At 65.5% G+C, this 14,259-nt stretch carries 14 protein-coding genes; 6 read left to right on the forward strand and 8 right to left on the reverse strand.

What is annotated here, in order from left to right; translation table 11 throughout:
• The first annotated feature begins 94 nt into the window (after positions 1 to 94).
• The gene (locus tag ACM0M4_RS00170) at positions 95 to 1,786 is read left to right on the forward strand and encodes a di-heme-cytochrome C peroxidase (protein ID WP_221345471.1); all 1,692 of its coding nucleotides are present in this window, start codon (positions 95 to 97) and stop codon (positions 1,784 to 1,786) included.
• Positions 1,787 to 1,842: 56 nt separating this feature from the next.
• On the opposite strand, the gene glyS is transcribed toward ACM0M4_RS00170, so the two are convergent.
• Together glyS and glyQ are read right to left on the reverse strand one after the other, a co-directional pair.
• Positions 1,843 to 3,897: a glycine--tRNA ligase subunit beta gene (gene glyS, locus ACM0M4_RS00175; RefSeq protein ID WP_003100271.1), complete on the reverse strand. Its 2,055-nt coding sequence runs from the start codon at positions 3,895 to 3,897 to the stop codon at positions 1,843 to 1,845.
• A complete protein-coding gene (gene glyQ, locus ACM0M4_RS00180; protein WP_003097276.1) occupies positions 3,897 to 4,844 on the reverse strand; it encodes a glycine--tRNA ligase subunit alpha in 948 nt (315 codons plus the stop codon). Before glyQ ends, glyS begins: the two co-directional genes overlap by 1 nt.
• A 104-nt stretch (positions 4,845 to 4,948) precedes the next feature.
• Here glyQ and ACM0M4_RS00185 point away from each other — a divergent pair, with 104 nt between their 5' ends.
• The 4 genes from ACM0M4_RS00185 to ACM0M4_RS00200 all read left to right on the forward strand — a co-directional run bounded on the left by ACM0M4_RS00185 (position 4,949) and on the right by ACM0M4_RS00200 (position 7,682).
• Complete coding sequence (locus ACM0M4_RS00185; protein WP_023131051.1) at positions 4,949 to 5,500, forward strand: DNA-3-methyladenine glycosylase I; 552 nt, start codon at positions 4,949 to 4,951, stop codon at positions 5,498 to 5,500.
• 143 nt (positions 5,501 to 5,643) lie between these two features.
• Positions 5,644 to 6,531: a lysophospholipid acyltransferase gene (locus ACM0M4_RS00190; protein ID WP_003097282.1), complete on the forward strand. Its 888-nt coding sequence runs from the start codon at positions 5,644 to 5,646 to the stop codon at positions 6,529 to 6,531.
• An 84-nt stretch (positions 6,532 to 6,615) separates the two neighbouring features.
• Positions 6,616 to 6,882, forward strand: a complete 267-nt coding sequence (locus tag ACM0M4_RS00195; RefSeq protein WP_003100272.1) for a PilZ domain-containing protein — start codon at positions 6,616 to 6,618, stop codon at positions 6,880 to 6,882.
• A gap of 146 nt (positions 6,883 to 7,028) precedes the next feature.
• The gene (locus ACM0M4_RS00200) at positions 7,029 to 7,682 is read left to right on the forward strand and encodes a 7-cyano-7-deazaguanine/7-aminomethyl-7-deazaguanine transporter (RefSeq protein ID WP_003097286.1); all 654 of its coding nucleotides are present in this window, start codon (positions 7,029 to 7,031) and stop codon (positions 7,680 to 7,682) included.
• Positions 7,683 to 7,743: 61 nt separating this feature from the next.
• Here ACM0M4_RS00200 and ACM0M4_RS00205 read toward each other — a convergent pair whose 3' ends face one another.
• The 6 genes from ACM0M4_RS00205 to def form a co-directional block, all read right to left on the reverse strand.
• A complete protein-coding gene (locus tag ACM0M4_RS00205; RefSeq protein ID WP_023131050.1) occupies positions 7,744 to 8,016 on the reverse strand; it encodes a hypothetical protein in 273 nt (90 codons plus the stop codon).
• 292 nt (positions 8,017 to 8,308) lie between these two features.
• Positions 8,309 to 8,626: a tetratricopeptide repeat protein gene (locus ACM0M4_RS00210; protein WP_003120685.1), complete on the reverse strand. Its 318-nt coding sequence runs from the start codon at positions 8,624 to 8,626 to the stop codon at positions 8,309 to 8,311.
• Positions 8,627 to 8,774: 148 nt separating this feature from the next.
• Positions 8,775 to 10,148 (reverse strand): Trk system potassium transporter TrkA, encoded by a 1,374-nt coding sequence (gene trkA / locus ACM0M4_RS00215; protein WP_003107053.1) that lies wholly within the window; start codon positions 10,146 to 10,148, stop codon positions 8,775 to 8,777.
• 27 nt (positions 10,149 to 10,175) lie between these two features.
• Entirely contained in the window at positions 10,176 to 11,480 is a 1,305-nt protein-coding gene (gene rsmB, locus ACM0M4_RS00220; RefSeq protein WP_115288923.1) for a 16S rRNA (cytosine(967)-C(5))-methyltransferase RsmB, read from the reverse strand.
• Complete coding sequence (gene fmt / locus ACM0M4_RS00225) at positions 11,477 to 12,421, reverse strand: methionyl-tRNA formyltransferase (protein WP_034034677.1); 945 nt, start codon at positions 12,419 to 12,421, stop codon at positions 11,477 to 11,479. The genes rsmB and fmt overlap by 4 nt, the downstream gene beginning before the upstream one ends.
• Positions 12,422 to 12,475: 54 nt before the next feature.
• Positions 12,476 to 12,982 (reverse strand): peptide deformylase, encoded by a 507-nt coding sequence (gene def, locus ACM0M4_RS00230; protein ID WP_003097293.1) that lies wholly within the window; start codon positions 12,980 to 12,982, stop codon positions 12,476 to 12,478.
• 138 nt (positions 12,983 to 13,120) lie between these two features.
• Here def and ACM0M4_RS00235 point away from each other — a divergent pair, with 138 nt between their 5' ends.
• A complete protein-coding gene (locus ACM0M4_RS00235) occupies positions 13,121 to 14,146 on the forward strand; it encodes a LysM peptidoglycan-binding domain-containing protein (RefSeq protein WP_003097294.1) in 1,026 nt (341 codons plus the stop codon).
• The last annotated feature ends 113 nt before the right edge of the window (positions 14,147 to 14,259 follow it).

The following is a 14,259-nucleotide window of genomic DNA, read 5'->3' on the forward strand; positions in this document are numbered from 1 at the left end:
CAGCACGGCCGACCGGCCGTGTTTCCACCACAGGTGGAGCGGGCATGACGACGGGGAGTTCCGGGGCGTCTGCCCGTTCCCAAGGACGGTAACCGTGAAACGCCTGAAAAAGACACTGCACCTTTCAAGCTTGTCCCTCGTTTCCCTGGCTCTTTCTTCCGCCGCCCTGGCGGCCGCTCCGGTCATGCTCGACCAGGGCAAGGAATGGACCGAAAGCCACCGCCAGGACTTCTACAGCCGCGACCAGGGCTCGCAGGTGATGCCCCTGCCCTGGCTCAAGGCGTTGCGACAGCCGGATGGAACGCCTTTCCTCGCCGACAGCCTGGCCCGCTACGGCTATTTGCCCAATCCCAAGGCGCCCGCGGAAGGCCTGCCGGTGGGCTTCACCGTAGCCGGCACGGGCGCCCGGCAGATGGTCGGCATGACCTGTTCGGCCTGCCATACCCGGCAGATCGAGGTGAAGGGCACGGCCTATCGGATCGACGGCGGTCCGGCGATCGTCGACTTCCAGGCATTCCTCTCCGACCTCGATCGGGCCGTGGGACCGCTGACCAGCGATGACGCCGCCTTCGACGCCTTCGCCAAGCAGATCCTCGGGGCCAATCCGCCTCCCGGTGCGCGCGACGCCCTGCTCGCGGCGGTGAAGGAATGGTACGAGCCCTATCACACGCTGATCGAGCGCGCGCTGCCCAAGGACACCTGGGGACCGGCGCGGCTGGACGCGGTATCGATGATCTTCAACCGCCTTACCGGGCTGGATATCGGCACCGCGCCGCCCTACCTGATTCCCGACAACATCAAGGCGGCGGATGCGCCGGTGCGCTATCCGTTCCTGTGGAACGCGGCGCGGCAGAACAAGACCCAGTGGCCCGGCTTCGCCGCCAACGGCAACGACCTGCTCGGCCTGGCGCGCAATGTCGGCGAGGTCTACGGGGTATTCGCCACCTTCCACCCGCAGAAGAGCAAGTTCCACCTGCTGGGCATGGACTACCTGAAGATCAACTCGGCCAACTTCCACGGGCTGGGCAAGCTGGAAGACCTGATCAAGAAGATCGGCCCGCCGAAGTGGCCCTGGGCGGTGGACAAGCACCTGGCCAGGAAAGGCGCGCTGATCTTCGCCCGCAAGACCGACGAAGGTGGCTGCGTGGAGTGCCACGGCATCCGGATCAAGGACCTGGTGCTTTGGGACACTCCGCTGAGGGACGTCGGCAGCGACAGCCGCCAGCACGCCATCCTCGATGGCCAGGTGCAGACCGGCGTGATGGAGGGCGCGCGGATGCCGTTCGGCCAGCCGCTGAAGGCGACCGACGGAGCCTTCGATGTACTCGCCGTAGCGGTGGCCGGTTCGATCCTGCAGCACTTCGTGCCGATCCTCGGTGAGAAGCCGGCGGTCAAGCCGGAAAGCGTGATGACCGACGAAACCCGGCAACTGCTGACCGCCTTCCAGAAGCCGGTGCGTACCCAGGCCGACCCCTACCCCTACGAGTCGCGGGTCCTGCAGGGGATCTGGGCGGCGGCGCCGTACCTGCACAACGGCTCGGTGCCGACCCTGGAAGAGTTGCTGAAGCCGGCCGCGGAGCGGGTGGAATCCTTCCCGGTGGGCTCGGCCTACGACGTGGACAAGGTCGGCCTCGCCGCCCAGCAGACCCAATTCGGCAGCTATGTGCTGAAGACCACCGGCTGCGAGCAGCGTGATTCCGGCAACAGCCGCTGCGGCCATGAGTACGGCACCAGCCTGTCGGCCGAGGAGAAGCGCGCGCTGCTGGAGTATCTGAAGGTCCTGTAGTGAAAAAGGCCCGGTGTCGCGAGGACGCCGGGCCTTTTCTTCGAGGCGGGACTGGCTCAGCCGAGCAGCGAGATGTCCGCCACCCCGAGGAACGACCCGCGCAGCTTGGCCAGCAGCGCATAGCGGTTGGCGCGCACCGCCGCGTCGTCGACATTGACCATCACATCGGCGAAGAACGTATCCACCGGCTCGCGCAAGGCCGCCAGGCGGGCCAGCGCGGCGCGATAGTCGCGTGCCGCTGCCAGCGGCGCGACTTCGCTTTCGGCGTTCGCCACGGCGCTGCCCAGGGCCTTCTCGGCGGCTTCCACCAGCAGGCTGGCATCCACGTTCGGCGGAACCTCGTCCTCGGACTTGGCGAGAATATTCGACACCCGTTTGTTCGCCGCGGCCAGGGCCTCGGCTTCAGGCAACTGGCGGAAGGCCTGGACGGCCTGTACGCGCTGGTCGAAGTCCAGCGGCGAGCTTGGCTTGAGCGCGCGCACCGACTGGTACACGGCCACGTCCACGCCTTCGTCCTCGTAGCGCGCGCGCAGGCGGTCGAACACGAAGTCCAGCACCTGCTCGGCCAGGCCGGCGGCCTTGACCTTGTCGCCGTATTGCTCGACGGCGGCGTTGACCGCGGCTACCAGGTCCAGGTCGAGCTGCTTCTCGATGAGGATGCGCAGCACGCCCAGCGCAGCGCGGCGCAGCGCGTAGGGGTCCTTGCTGCCGGTGGGAAGCATGCCGATGCCGAAGATACCGACCAGGGTATCGAGCTTGTCGGCCACCGCCACGGCGGCGCCGGTCAGGGTCGAGGGTAGCTCGGCGCCGGCGCCGCGCGGCATGTACTGCTCGTTGAGGGCCAGGGCGACGTCTTCCGCTTCGCCGCCGTGGGTGGCGTAGTAGTAGCCGGCGATGCCCTGCATTTCGGGGAACTCGCCGACCATCTCGGTCGCCAGGTCACACTTGGACAGGATGCCGGCGCGCGCGGCGTTCTGCGCATTGCCGCCTATACGTTCGGCGATGTAGGCGGCCAGGCCGGAGACGCGCTGGGCCTTCTCGAACACGGTGCCGAGCTGGGCCTGGAACACTACGTTGCGCAGGCGCTCATTGAAGCTTTCGAGCGGCTGCTTCTTGTCCTGCTTGAAGAAGAACTCGGCGTCGGTGAGGCGCGGGCGAACCACCTTCTCGTTACCGCTGACGATGTTCTCCGGCGCCTTGCTCTCGACGTTGGCGACGGTGATGAAGCGCGGCAGCAGCTTGCCGTTGGCGTCCAGCAGGCAGAAGTATTTCTGGTTGTCCTGCATGGTGGTGATCAGGGCTTCCTGCGGGACCTCGAGGAAGCGCTCCTCGAAGGAGCAGACCAGCGGCACCGGCCACTCGACCAGTGCAGTCACTTCGTCGAGCAGGCTCGGCGGCACGATGGCGCTGCCCTGTTGCTCGGCGGCCAGTTCGGCCACGCGCTTGGCGATCAGCTCGCGGCGCTCGGCGAAATCGGCCAGCACATGAGCGCCGCGCAGGTCTTCCAGATACGCTGCCGGGCTGGAAATACGCACATTGTCCGGATTGTGGAAGCGGTGGCCACGGGATTCGCGCCCGGCTTTCTGGGCGAGGATCTCGCACTCGACCACGTCGTCGCCGAACAGCATCACCAGCCATTGGGTCGGACGCACGAACTCCTCGCGGCGAGCTGCCCAGCGCATCCGCTTGGGAATCGGCAGTTCGTTCAACGAGGCCTCGACGATGCCCGGCAGCAGGCCGGCGGCCGGTTGGCCGGCGATGGTCTGGCTGAAGCGCAGCTTCGGACCGCTCTTGTCGATCTGCTGCAGATCCACGCCGCACTTCTTGGCGAAGCCCAGGGCGGCCTGGGTCGGGTTACCGCTGGCGTCGAAGGCGGCCTGTAGCGGCGGACCGTCTAGGTTGACGGTACGGTCGGGCTGCTGCACGGCGAGTTGCTCGACCAGCACGGCGAGACGGCGCGGCGCCGCATAGAAACGCGCAGCGGCATAGCTCAGACCGGCAGCCTTGAGGCCCTTCTCGATACCGCTGAGGAAGGCTTCGCCGAGGCTGTTGAGGGCTTTTGGCGGCAGCTCTTCGGTGCCCAGTTCGACCAGGAAATCCTTGGCGCTCATCATTCGGCCTCCTTCAGCTTGGCCAGTACTTCGTCACGCAATTCGGGGGTGGCCATGGGGAAGCCGAGGCGCGCGCGGGCCTGCAGGTAGCTCTGCGCCACGGCGCGGGCCAGGGTACGCACGCGAAGGATGTAGCGCTGGCGCTCGGTGACCGAGATGGCGCGCCGCGCATCCAGCAGGTTGAAGGTATGCGAAGCCTTGAGGACCATCTCGTAGGTCGGCAACGGCAGCTCCAGCGCGATCAGGCGGTTGGCTTCGCTTTCGTAGAAGTCGAACAGTTCGAACAGCTTCGGCACGTTGGCGTGCTCGAAGTTGAAAGTGGATTGCTCCACCTCGTTCTGGTGGAACACGTCGCCATAGGTGACCTTGCCGAACGGGCCGTCGGTCCAGACCAGGTCGTAGACCGAGTCCACGCCCTGCAGGTACATGGCCAGGCGCTCCAGGCCGTAGGTGATCTCGCCGGTGACCGGATAGCACTCGATGCCGCCGACCTGCTGGAAGTAGGTGAACTGGGTGACTTCCATGCCGTTCAGCCAGATTTCCCAACCCAGGCCCCAGGCGCCGAGGGTCGGCGACTCCCAGTTGTCCTCGACGAAGCGGATGTCGTGGACCAGCGGGTCGATGCCGATGGCTTTCAGCGAGCCGAGGTACAGCTCCTGGAAGTTCTCCGGGTTCGGCTTCAGGACCACCTGAAACTGGTAGTAGTGCTGCAGGCGGTTGGGGTTCTCGCCGTAGCGGCCGTCGGTGGGGCGGCGGCTCGGCTGGACGTAGGCGGCGTTCCAGGTCTCCGGGCCGATGGCGCGGAGGAAGGTGGCGGTGTGGAAGGTGCCGGCGCCCACTTCCATGTCGTAGGGCTGCAGCACCACGCAGCCCTGCTCGGCCCAGTAGTTCTGCAGGGCGAGAATCAGGTCTTGGAAGGTGCGCACGGCGGGCGTAGTCTGGCTCACGAAATTCACCTGTGCTGAGGCTTCGATACAAAACGCGGAAGTATACCCGATTCCCGCGCCGCCTCGCCCGTCCCCCCGATCCCTGGAAAACCACGGAAAGCCTTATGCCACGCTGCTTCTGGTGCAACGACGATCCCCTCTACATGGCCTACCACGATGAGGAGTGGGGTGTGCCGCAGCGCGATCCCGACGCGCTGTTCGAACTTCTGCTGCTGGAGGGCTTCCAGGCCGGGTTGTCCTGGATCACCGTGCTGAAGAAGCGCGAGCGCTACCGCGAGGTGCTGTTCGGCTTCGACGTGCAGCGGGTGGCACAGATGAGCGACGCGGAGATCGACGAACTGATGCTCGACCCCGGCATCATTCGCAATCGGGCCAAGCTCAACGCTGCGCGGCAGAACGCCCAGGCCTGGCTGGAGCTGGATGACCCGGCTGGGTTCCTCTGGTCCTTCGTCGGCGGCCAGCCGAAGATCAACCATTTCGCTGGTCGCGCCGAGGTGCCGGTGATTACCCCGGAAGCCGAGGCCATGAGCAAGGCGCTGCGCAAGGCCGGCTTCAACTTCGTCGGGCCGACCATCTGCTACGCCTTCATGCAGGCCAGCGGCATGGTCATGGACCATACCCAGGACTGCGACCGTTACGCCCAACTCGTCGGCTAGCCGGGCGCTCCCTGACGGATGCGTTCGGATGTTCCACGTGGAACATCGGCGCGCAGCATAGCTGGTCGCCCCGCTTCCTTGGCTGCCGCCCTCGCCTTCTTCCTGGCGTACAATGCGCGTTCGAGTCGAGCGAGGAGTGTTTCGTGGAGAAATTCAAAGGTGCCCTGGTGGTGGGGGCCCTACGCCTGTTCGCGTTATTGCCCTGGCGTGCCGTGCAAGGCGTCGGGGCCGGCATAGGCTGGCTGATGTGGAAATTGCCGAATCGATCCCGCGAGGTAGTGCGGATCAACCTGTCCAAGTGCTTCCCCGAGTTGTCTGAAACCGAACTGGAAAAGCTGGTCGGACAAAGCCTGATGGATATTGGCCGGACCCTCACCGAAAGTGCCTGCGCCTGGATCTGGCCGCCTGAAAAGTCGCTGAGATACATCCGCGAGGTCGAAGGCATGGAGGTGCTGGAGGAAGCGCTGGCTTCCGGCGATGGCCTGGTCGGCATTACCAGTCACCTGGGAAACTGGGAAGTACTCAACCACTTCTATTGCTCCTACGCCAAGCCGATCATCTTCTATCGTCCGCCCAAGCTGAAGGCAGTCGACGAATTGCTGAAGAAGCAACGCGTGCAATTGGGCAACCGCGTCGCACCTTCCACTCCGGAGGGTATCCTCAGCGTCATCAAGGAAGTGAAGAAAGGCGGTTGCGTAGGGATTCCCGCCGACCCCGAGCCCGCGCGTACCGCTGGGCTCTTCGTGCCCTACCTGGGCACCACTGCATTGATCAGCAAGTTCGTCCCGCAGTTGCTTTCACGCGGCAAGGCGCGTGGAGTGTTCTTCCATGCGGTGCGCCTGCCCGATGGTAGCGGTTACAAGGTGATCCTCGAAGCGGCTCCGGCGGACATGTACGACAAGGACCTGGAAGTGTCTGTAGCAGCCATGAGCCGCGAGTTGGCGAAGTATGTACGAGCCTATCCCAGCCAGTACATGTGGAGCATGAAACGCTTCAAGAACCGCCCGGATGGCGAGAAAAAATGGTACTGAGGAAAGGGCGTCGGAAGACGCCTTTTTCATATCCGGGTACTATGCTCAGCTCTGCCGCCTCCTCCGCAGGTCCCGAGGGACTCGATGGATAATCAACGACAATACCCACGAACCCCGCTCAAGTGCCGAATCCGTATCAGTCACCCGCTATTTGGCGAGCTGATGGCGCAGACACGCGACCTGTCCGACACCGGGGTCTATGTCAAACACCCGGAGCTGACCCAGCTCCCAACAGGCAGTGTCGTTACTGGCCAGGTACAGGACTTGCCGATCGACGCGCCGATCCTGCAGATGGAAGTCGTGCGAGTCGATGCGGAAGGCGTCGGCCTGCGCTTTCTCAGCGAAGCCTGAACGGTGGTGTTCCACGTGGAACACCAGGCATGAGCCACTGATCACAGAGTGGGCGAAACCGCTGCCGGTTATCGGCTAGAATGCGCGCCGCTCGGCATGGTGCCGGGCATGGGTTCCCTCACCCCATCGCGCAAAAAGGACAGCACATGTCAGCCTCTTCTCCGGCGGCCTGGCGCGGCACCCTGGCCGGCCTGATCGCCTTCCACATCTTCATCATCATCGCCAGCAACTACCTGGTGCAGTTGCCGATCACCCTGTTTGGCTGGCACACCACCTGGGGCGCCTTCAGCTTTCCGTTCATCTTCCTGGCTACCGACCTCACCGTGCGCCTGCTGGGCAAGGGCCCTGCCCGGCTGGTCATCGCCCGGGTCATGATCCCGGCGTTGATCGCCTCCTACGTGGTCTCGGTGTTGTTCCAGGAAGCGGCGTTCCGTGGTTTCTCCGCGCTGCTCGAGTTCAACACCTTCGTCGCCCGGATCTCCCTGGCAAGCTTCCTCGCCTATGTGCTCGGACAGATCCTCGATATCCAGGTATTCGACCGCCTCCGTCGTTCCCGGCACTGGTGGACCGCGCCAGTCGCCTCGACCATCCTCGGCAACCTGCTGGACACCTTCACCTTTTTCTTCGTGGCGTTCTGGCGCAGCGACAATCCGTTCATGGCGCAGCACTGGGTGGAAATCGCCACGGTGGACTACGGAGTGAAGCTGAGCATCAGCCTTCTGCTGTTCGTGCCGCTCTACGGCATGCTACTCAACGGCATCCTGAAGATGCTGCCGGGGCGGCCGCAGAGCAACGCTTGAGGCTTATCGAGGCAATCTGGAGGAAGGGCGCAACGGCCGTGACCGTTGCGCCCTTCTTCATTCAGGAGGTGGTAGCCCGGTGCGCTGCCGCGAGCAGCGTCAGGGCATCGCCGCCGAGCGTGACCAGGATGTGCGCCACGCGCTGAATGGGAACGCCCTGCCCTGTCCGCACTTCGATCCTTTCCAAGGCATGGAGGAGGCCGAGGAGAGCCCTGAGGCGCTCCTGTACGGATTCGAGCATCTCATTGGCGGAGGCGTTCCGGTGAACGTAGAGAATCGCTTGCTCGTATGGGTATTCGACATAGGACGGGACTGAACGCTCTTGCTTCGACATGTTGGCTCCGGAAAAGTAGTTGAAGTCAGGTGTCGCGTTCGGGCTTTGACCGAAGCGATGAGTCGAAGCTAGAGGGCCGGCAGCGGTCGCTCAATGGGGTTTTGGGCGTTCGGGATGCAGGCTACATCGTTGACAGAAGTTGCCTACGAATGTGTGGAACAGGCCTTTGTAAAAGTGTCGTCGGGGCGTGCTCGAACCGTTCTGCCAGCGCTCGATGAGCACGCCCGACCCGTCTGCCGGAACTCCGGCCGGCGGATGGCGAGAACGCGCTGCGCAAGCCTTGGCCGGACGCTCAGGTTCTCGCCCTGTCGAGCTTGCGCAGGAACACCGTCATTTCCTTTTCGGCCTGCTTGTCGCCATGCGTCGCGGCAGTTGCCAGGCCCTGCTCCCAGGCCTGCCGGGCGCCCGCGAGATCGCCGGCAGCCTGGCGCGCCTTGCCCAGCAGTTTCCAGCCGGCGGAATACTTCGGGTCCTGCTCTACGCAGCGCTGGAGGTGTTCCGCCGCGCGTTCGGCGTCGCCCGCGTCCAGGTAGCCCTTGCCCAGGCCGAAGCGCAGCAGCGCATTGTCCACGCCTTTGGCCAGCATCTTTTCCAGACCTTCGATCATCATCCTGCCCTCTTCCAACGATGTCGGCCATTGTGCCCGGCTCCGGCCAGGCTTTGCACGGAACAGGGGGATTCGGCCGTTGCGAAGGAGGCACGCGGCCCCTTGGTGTTCGTAGGCCGAAGCCCTATCGCCGTTCGCGATATGGCGTGCCTCAGAAGAACGTCAGGCCGGCCTGGAACAGTCGCTCGACGTCGCGGATGTATTTCTTGTCGACCAGGAACAGCAGCACGTGGTCGCCGCTCTCGATGCGGGTGTCGCCATGGGCGATCAGCACTTCCTCGTCGCGCACCAGCGCGCCGATGGTGGTGCCCGGCGGCAGCTTGATCTCGTTGATCGAGCGACCGATCACCTTGCTCGACTTGGCGTCGCCATGGGCTACCACTTCGATCGCTTCGGCTGCGCCGCGGCGCAGCGAGTGTACGCTCTCGATGTCGCCGCGGCGAACGTGGGCCAGCAGGGTGCCGATGGTCGCCAGTTGCGGGCTGATGGCGATGTCGATCTCGCCGCCTTGCACCAGGTCGACATAGGCCGGGTTGTTGATCAGGGTCATCACCTTGCTCGCGCCGAGCCGCTTGGCCAGCAGCGAGGACATGATGTTGGCCTCGTCGTCGTTGGTCAGGGCGAGGAACACGTCGGTCTCGCCGATGTTTTCCTCCAGCAGCAGGTCGCGGTCGGAAGCGCTGCCGTTGAGCACGATGGTGCTGTCCAGGGTATCCGAGAGGTGCCGGCAGCGCAGCGGGCTGCGCTCGATGATCTTTACCTGGTAGCGGCTCTCGATGGCCTCGGCCAGGCGCTCGCCGACATTGCCGCCGCCGGCGATGATGATCCGCTTGTAGCTGTCGTCGAGCCTGCGCATCTCGCCCATTACCGCGCGGATATGGGCCTTGGCGGCGATGAAGAAGACTTCGTCGTCGGCCTCGATCACCGTGTCGCCCTGGGGAATGATCGGCCGGTTGCGGCGGTAGATCGCGGCGACGCGGGTATCCACGTTCGGCATGTGCTCGCGCAGCTGGCGCAGCTCCTGCCCTACCAGAGGGCCGCCGTAGTAGGCCTTGATCCCGACCAACTGCGCCTTGCCCTCGGCGAAGTCGATGACTTGCAGCGCGCCGGGGTGTTCGATCAGGCGCTTGATGTAGTTGGTGACCACCTGCTCCGGGCTGATCAGCACGTCCACCGGGATCGCCTCGTTGTCGAACAGCCCGGTACGGGTCAGGTAGGCCGGCTCGCGGACGCGGGCGATCTTGGTCGGGGTGTTGAACAGGGTGTAGGCGACCTGGCAGGCGACCATGTTGGTCTCGTCGCTATTGGTCACCGCCACCAGCATGTCGGCGTCGTCGGCGCCGGCCTGGCGCAGCACCGTGGGGAACGAGGCCTTGCCTTGCACTGTGCGGATGTCGAGGCGGTCGCCGAGGTCGCGCAGGCGGTCGCCGTCGGTGTCGACCACGGTGATGTCGTTGGCTTCGCTGGCCAGGTGCTCGGCCAGTGTGCCGCCGACCTGGCCGGCACCGAGGATGATGATTTTCATGGCAGGAAACGGCTCGTCAGGTTTCGATCAACGGGCGGATATCTTGATCAGCTTGGCATAGTAGAAGCCATCGTGGCCCTCCACCTGCGGCAGCAACTGGCGGCCGTGGGGCTGTTTCATGCCCCAGGGGCCGGGAAGGTCCAGTTCGCGGGCGCCGGGCGTGCGGGCGAGGAAGGCGGCGATGCTGTCGCTGTTTTCCGCCGGCATCACCGAACAGGTGGCGTAGAGCAGTACGCCACCGACTTCCAGGGTAGGCCACAGCGCGTCGAGCAATTCACCCTGCAGGTGCGCCAGGGCGGCGATGTCTTCCGGCTTGCGCGCCAGCTTGATGTCCGGGTGGCGGCGGATCACCCCGGTGGCCGAGCACGGCGCGTCGAGGAGGATGCGCTGGAACGGCTTGCCGTCCCACCACTCCCCGGTGGCCCTGGCGTCGGCGGCGACCAGGCTGGCTTGCAGGCCGAGCCGCTGGAGGTTTTCCCGGACCCTTACCAGGCGGCTCTCCTCGAGGTCGACGGCGACCACTTCGGCCAGTTCCGGCTGGGTTTCCAGCAGGTGGCAGGTCTTGCCGCCAGGCGCACAGCAGGCGTCGAGGACACGCTGGCCGGGCGCGCTTTCGAGCTGCTCGGCGGCCAGTTGCGCGGCTTCGTCCTGGACGCTGACGCGACCCTCCGCGAAGCCCGGTAGTTCGCGTACGTCGCGCGGCGCGGCGAGCTGGATGCCGTCGCGGCTGTAGTCGCAGGCGCGGGCCTCGATCCCGGCTTCGGCGAGTTCGGCCAGGTAGGCATCGCGCTCGCCGTGGCGCCGATTGACCCGCAAGGTCATCGGCGGGTGTGCGTTGTTCGCCGCGCAGAGCGCGTCGAGTTGCTCCGGCCAGGCCTGCTTGAGCGCTTTCAGCAGCCAGCGCGGATGGCCCAGGCGCGCCGAGGGATCGCGGTCGACCTCGGCCAGCAGCGTCTCGCCTTCGCGCTGCGCGCGGCGCAGCACGGCGTTGAGCACGCCCTTGGCCCAGCCCTTCTTCAGCTTGTCGGCGCAGCCGACGGTCTCGCCGATCGCGGCGTGCGGCGGAATCCGCGTGTAGAGCAACTGGTAGAGGCCGATCAGCAGCAGGGCGTGGATATCGGTGTCGGCGGCCTTGAACGGCTTCTGCAACAGGCGCGCGGCCAGGGCCTGCAGGCGCGGTTGCCAGCGCGCAGCGCCGAAGGCCAGCTCCTGGGTCAGGCCGCGATCGCGCGGGGCGACCTTGTTCAGTTGCGGCGGCAACGCGCCAGACAGCGAGGCGCGTCCGGCGAGCACCGCGGCCAGCGCCTGGCAGGCGGCGAGACGCGGGTTCATTGGCCGAGCACCTGGCCGGCGGCGAATTGCTCGCGACGGCTGTTGTAGAGGTCGGCGAAGGCCAGTGGCTTGCCGCCCGGCACTTGCAGGCGGGTCAGGCGCAGGGCGCCTTCGCCGCAGGCGACCAGCAGGCCGTCGCGGCTGGCCTCGAGGATGGTTCCGGGCGCCCCGCTGCCCTGCTCCAGGCTGGCGCCGAGGACTTTCAGCGGAGCATCGGCGAGGCTGGTGTGGCAGACCGGCCAGGGGGTGAAGGCGCGGACCTGGCGCTCCAGTTCGACGGCCGGACGGCTCCAGTCGAGGCGTGCCTCGTCCTTGTTCAGCTTGTGCGCGTAGGTGGCCAGGGCGTCGTCCTGGATCTCGCCATGCAGGGTGCCGGCGGCCAGGCCGGCGATGGCTTCGACCACCGCTTTCGGGCCGAGCGCGGCGAGCCGGTCGTGCAGGCTGCCGCCGGTGTCCGCGGCGGAAATCGGCGTGCTCACCTTGAGCAGCATCGGGCCGGTGTCGAGCCCTGCTTCCATCTGCATCACGGTGACGCCGCTCTCCGCGTCGCCGGCTTCCACCGCGCGCTGGATCGGCGCGGCGCCGCGCCAGCGCGGCAGCAGCGAGGCGTGGCTGTTGATGCAGCCCAGGCGCGGGATATCGAGTACCGCCTGGGGCAGGATCAGGCCATAGGCGACCACCACCATCAGGTCCGCGCGCAGGGCCGCCAGCTCCGCCTTGGCCTCGGCATTACGCAGGCTCTGCGGCTGCATGACCGGCAGGCCATGCTCCAGGGCCAGGCTCTTCACCGCGCTGGGCATCAGTTTCTGCCCGCGGCCGGCCGGCCGGTCAGGCTGGGTGTAGACGGCGACGATCCGATGTGGGGTGTCGAGCAGGGCCTTGAGATGCTCGGCGGCGAATTCCGGGGTTCCGGCGAAGACGATGCGCAATGCTTGGCTCATGCGGGGCTCGCTAAAAGAAAAAGGCTTGCCGGGGCAAGCCTTTGGGGGATGGGGTCACGCCTGCTGTCGATGCTGCTTTTCCAGCTTCTTGCGGATGCGGTCGCGCTTGAGGGTGGACAGGTAGTCGACGAACAGCTTGCCGTTGAGGTGGTCGCATTCGTGCTGGATGCATACCGCCAGCAGGCCTTCGGCGACTTCCTCGAAGGGGTTGCCATCGCGGTCGAGGGCCTTGATCCGGACCTTCTGCGGTCGGTCCACGTTCTCGTAGAAGCCGGGTACCGACAGGCAGCCTTCCTGGTACTGGTCCATTTCCTCGGTCAGCGGTTCGAACTCGGGGTTGATGAATACCCTCGGCTCGGACTTGTCTTCGCTGAGGTCCATGACCACGATGCGCTTGTGCACGTTCACCTGGGTCGCGGCGAGGCCGATGCCCGGGGCTTCGTACATGGTTTCGAACATGTCGTCGATCAGCTGGCGCACCGCGTCGTCGACCACCTCCACCGGTTTGGCGATGGTCCGCAGGCGCGGATCGGGGAATTCGAGAATGTTCAGGATGGCCATATGCGTTTGTGATGCACTTGTGGAATCGATTGAAAATCCGCTGCTAAGATGGCGCGCAGCTTGAAAACGGCTTCAGACCGCGTTTCTCGCGGGCTTCGGGCGTTTCGCGTATGTCGACATGATAAAGGGATTCACTGCATGAGGAAATCACTAGTCGCCCTTCTGCTCCTTGCCGCGAGCGGTCTGGCGCAGGCCCAGGTCGACCTCAGGGAAGGGCATCCGGACCGCTACACGGTGGTCAGGGGCGATACCCTGTGGGACATCTCGGGGAAATTCCTCCGCCAGCCATGGAAGTGGCCGGAACTCTGGCACGCCAACCCGCAGATCCAGAATCCCCACCTGATCTACCCCGGCGACACCCTCAGCCTGGTCTACGTCGATGGCCAGCCGCGCCTGGTGCTGAACCGTGGCGAATCGCGCGGGACCATCAAGCTGTCGCCGAAGATCCGCAGCACGCCGATCGCCGAGGCCATCCCGACCATCCCGCTGGACAAGATCAACAGCTTCCTGCTGGCCAACCGCATCGTCGATGACGAGAAGACCTTCACCAGCGCGCCGTACATCGTCGCCGGCAACGCCGAGCGGATCGTCAGCGGCACCGGCGACCGCATCTACGCCCGCGGCAAGTTCGCCGACGGCCAGCCGGCCTATGGCATCTTCCGCCAGGGCAAGGTCTACATCGATCCGAAGACCAAGGAAGTCCTCGGCATCAACGCCGACGACATCGGCGGCGGCGAGGTGGTGGCCACCGAAGGCGACGTCGCGACCCTGGCGCTGACCCGCACCACCCAGGAAGTGCGCCTGGGCGACCGCCTGTTCCCCACCGAGGAGCGTGCGGTGAATTCCACCTTCATGCCCGGCGAGCCGAGCCGCGAGGTGAAGGGCGAAATCATCGACGTACCGCGCGGCGTGACCCAGATCGGCCAGTTCGACGTGGTCACCCTGAACCGTGGCCAGCGCGACGGGCTGGCCGAGGGCAATGTGCTGGCGATCTACAAGGTCGGCGAGACGGTGCGCGACCGCGTTACCGGTGAGTCGGTGAAGATTCCCGACGAACGCGCCGGCCTGCTGATGGTGTTCCGTACCTACAAGAAGCTGAGCTACGCCCTGGTTCTGATGGCCAGCAGGCCGCTCTCGGTAACCGACAGGGTGCAGAATCCCTGACTCGAAACCCCCGCCTCGGCGGGGGTTTCGCGTTTCTGGGGGAAGGAAATTTCATACGACGGTTTCCAGGATGGAAGCCGGACCCTTCCCTTCTTCCTGTCAGCGATGGACCT

It is taken from the genome of Pseudomonas sp. 18-147, from assembly GCF_051048045.1.
In the GTDB taxonomy this organism is placed as follows: Bacteria; Pseudomonadota; Gammaproteobacteria; order Pseudomonadales; family Pseudomonadaceae; genus Pseudomonas; species Pseudomonas aeruginosa.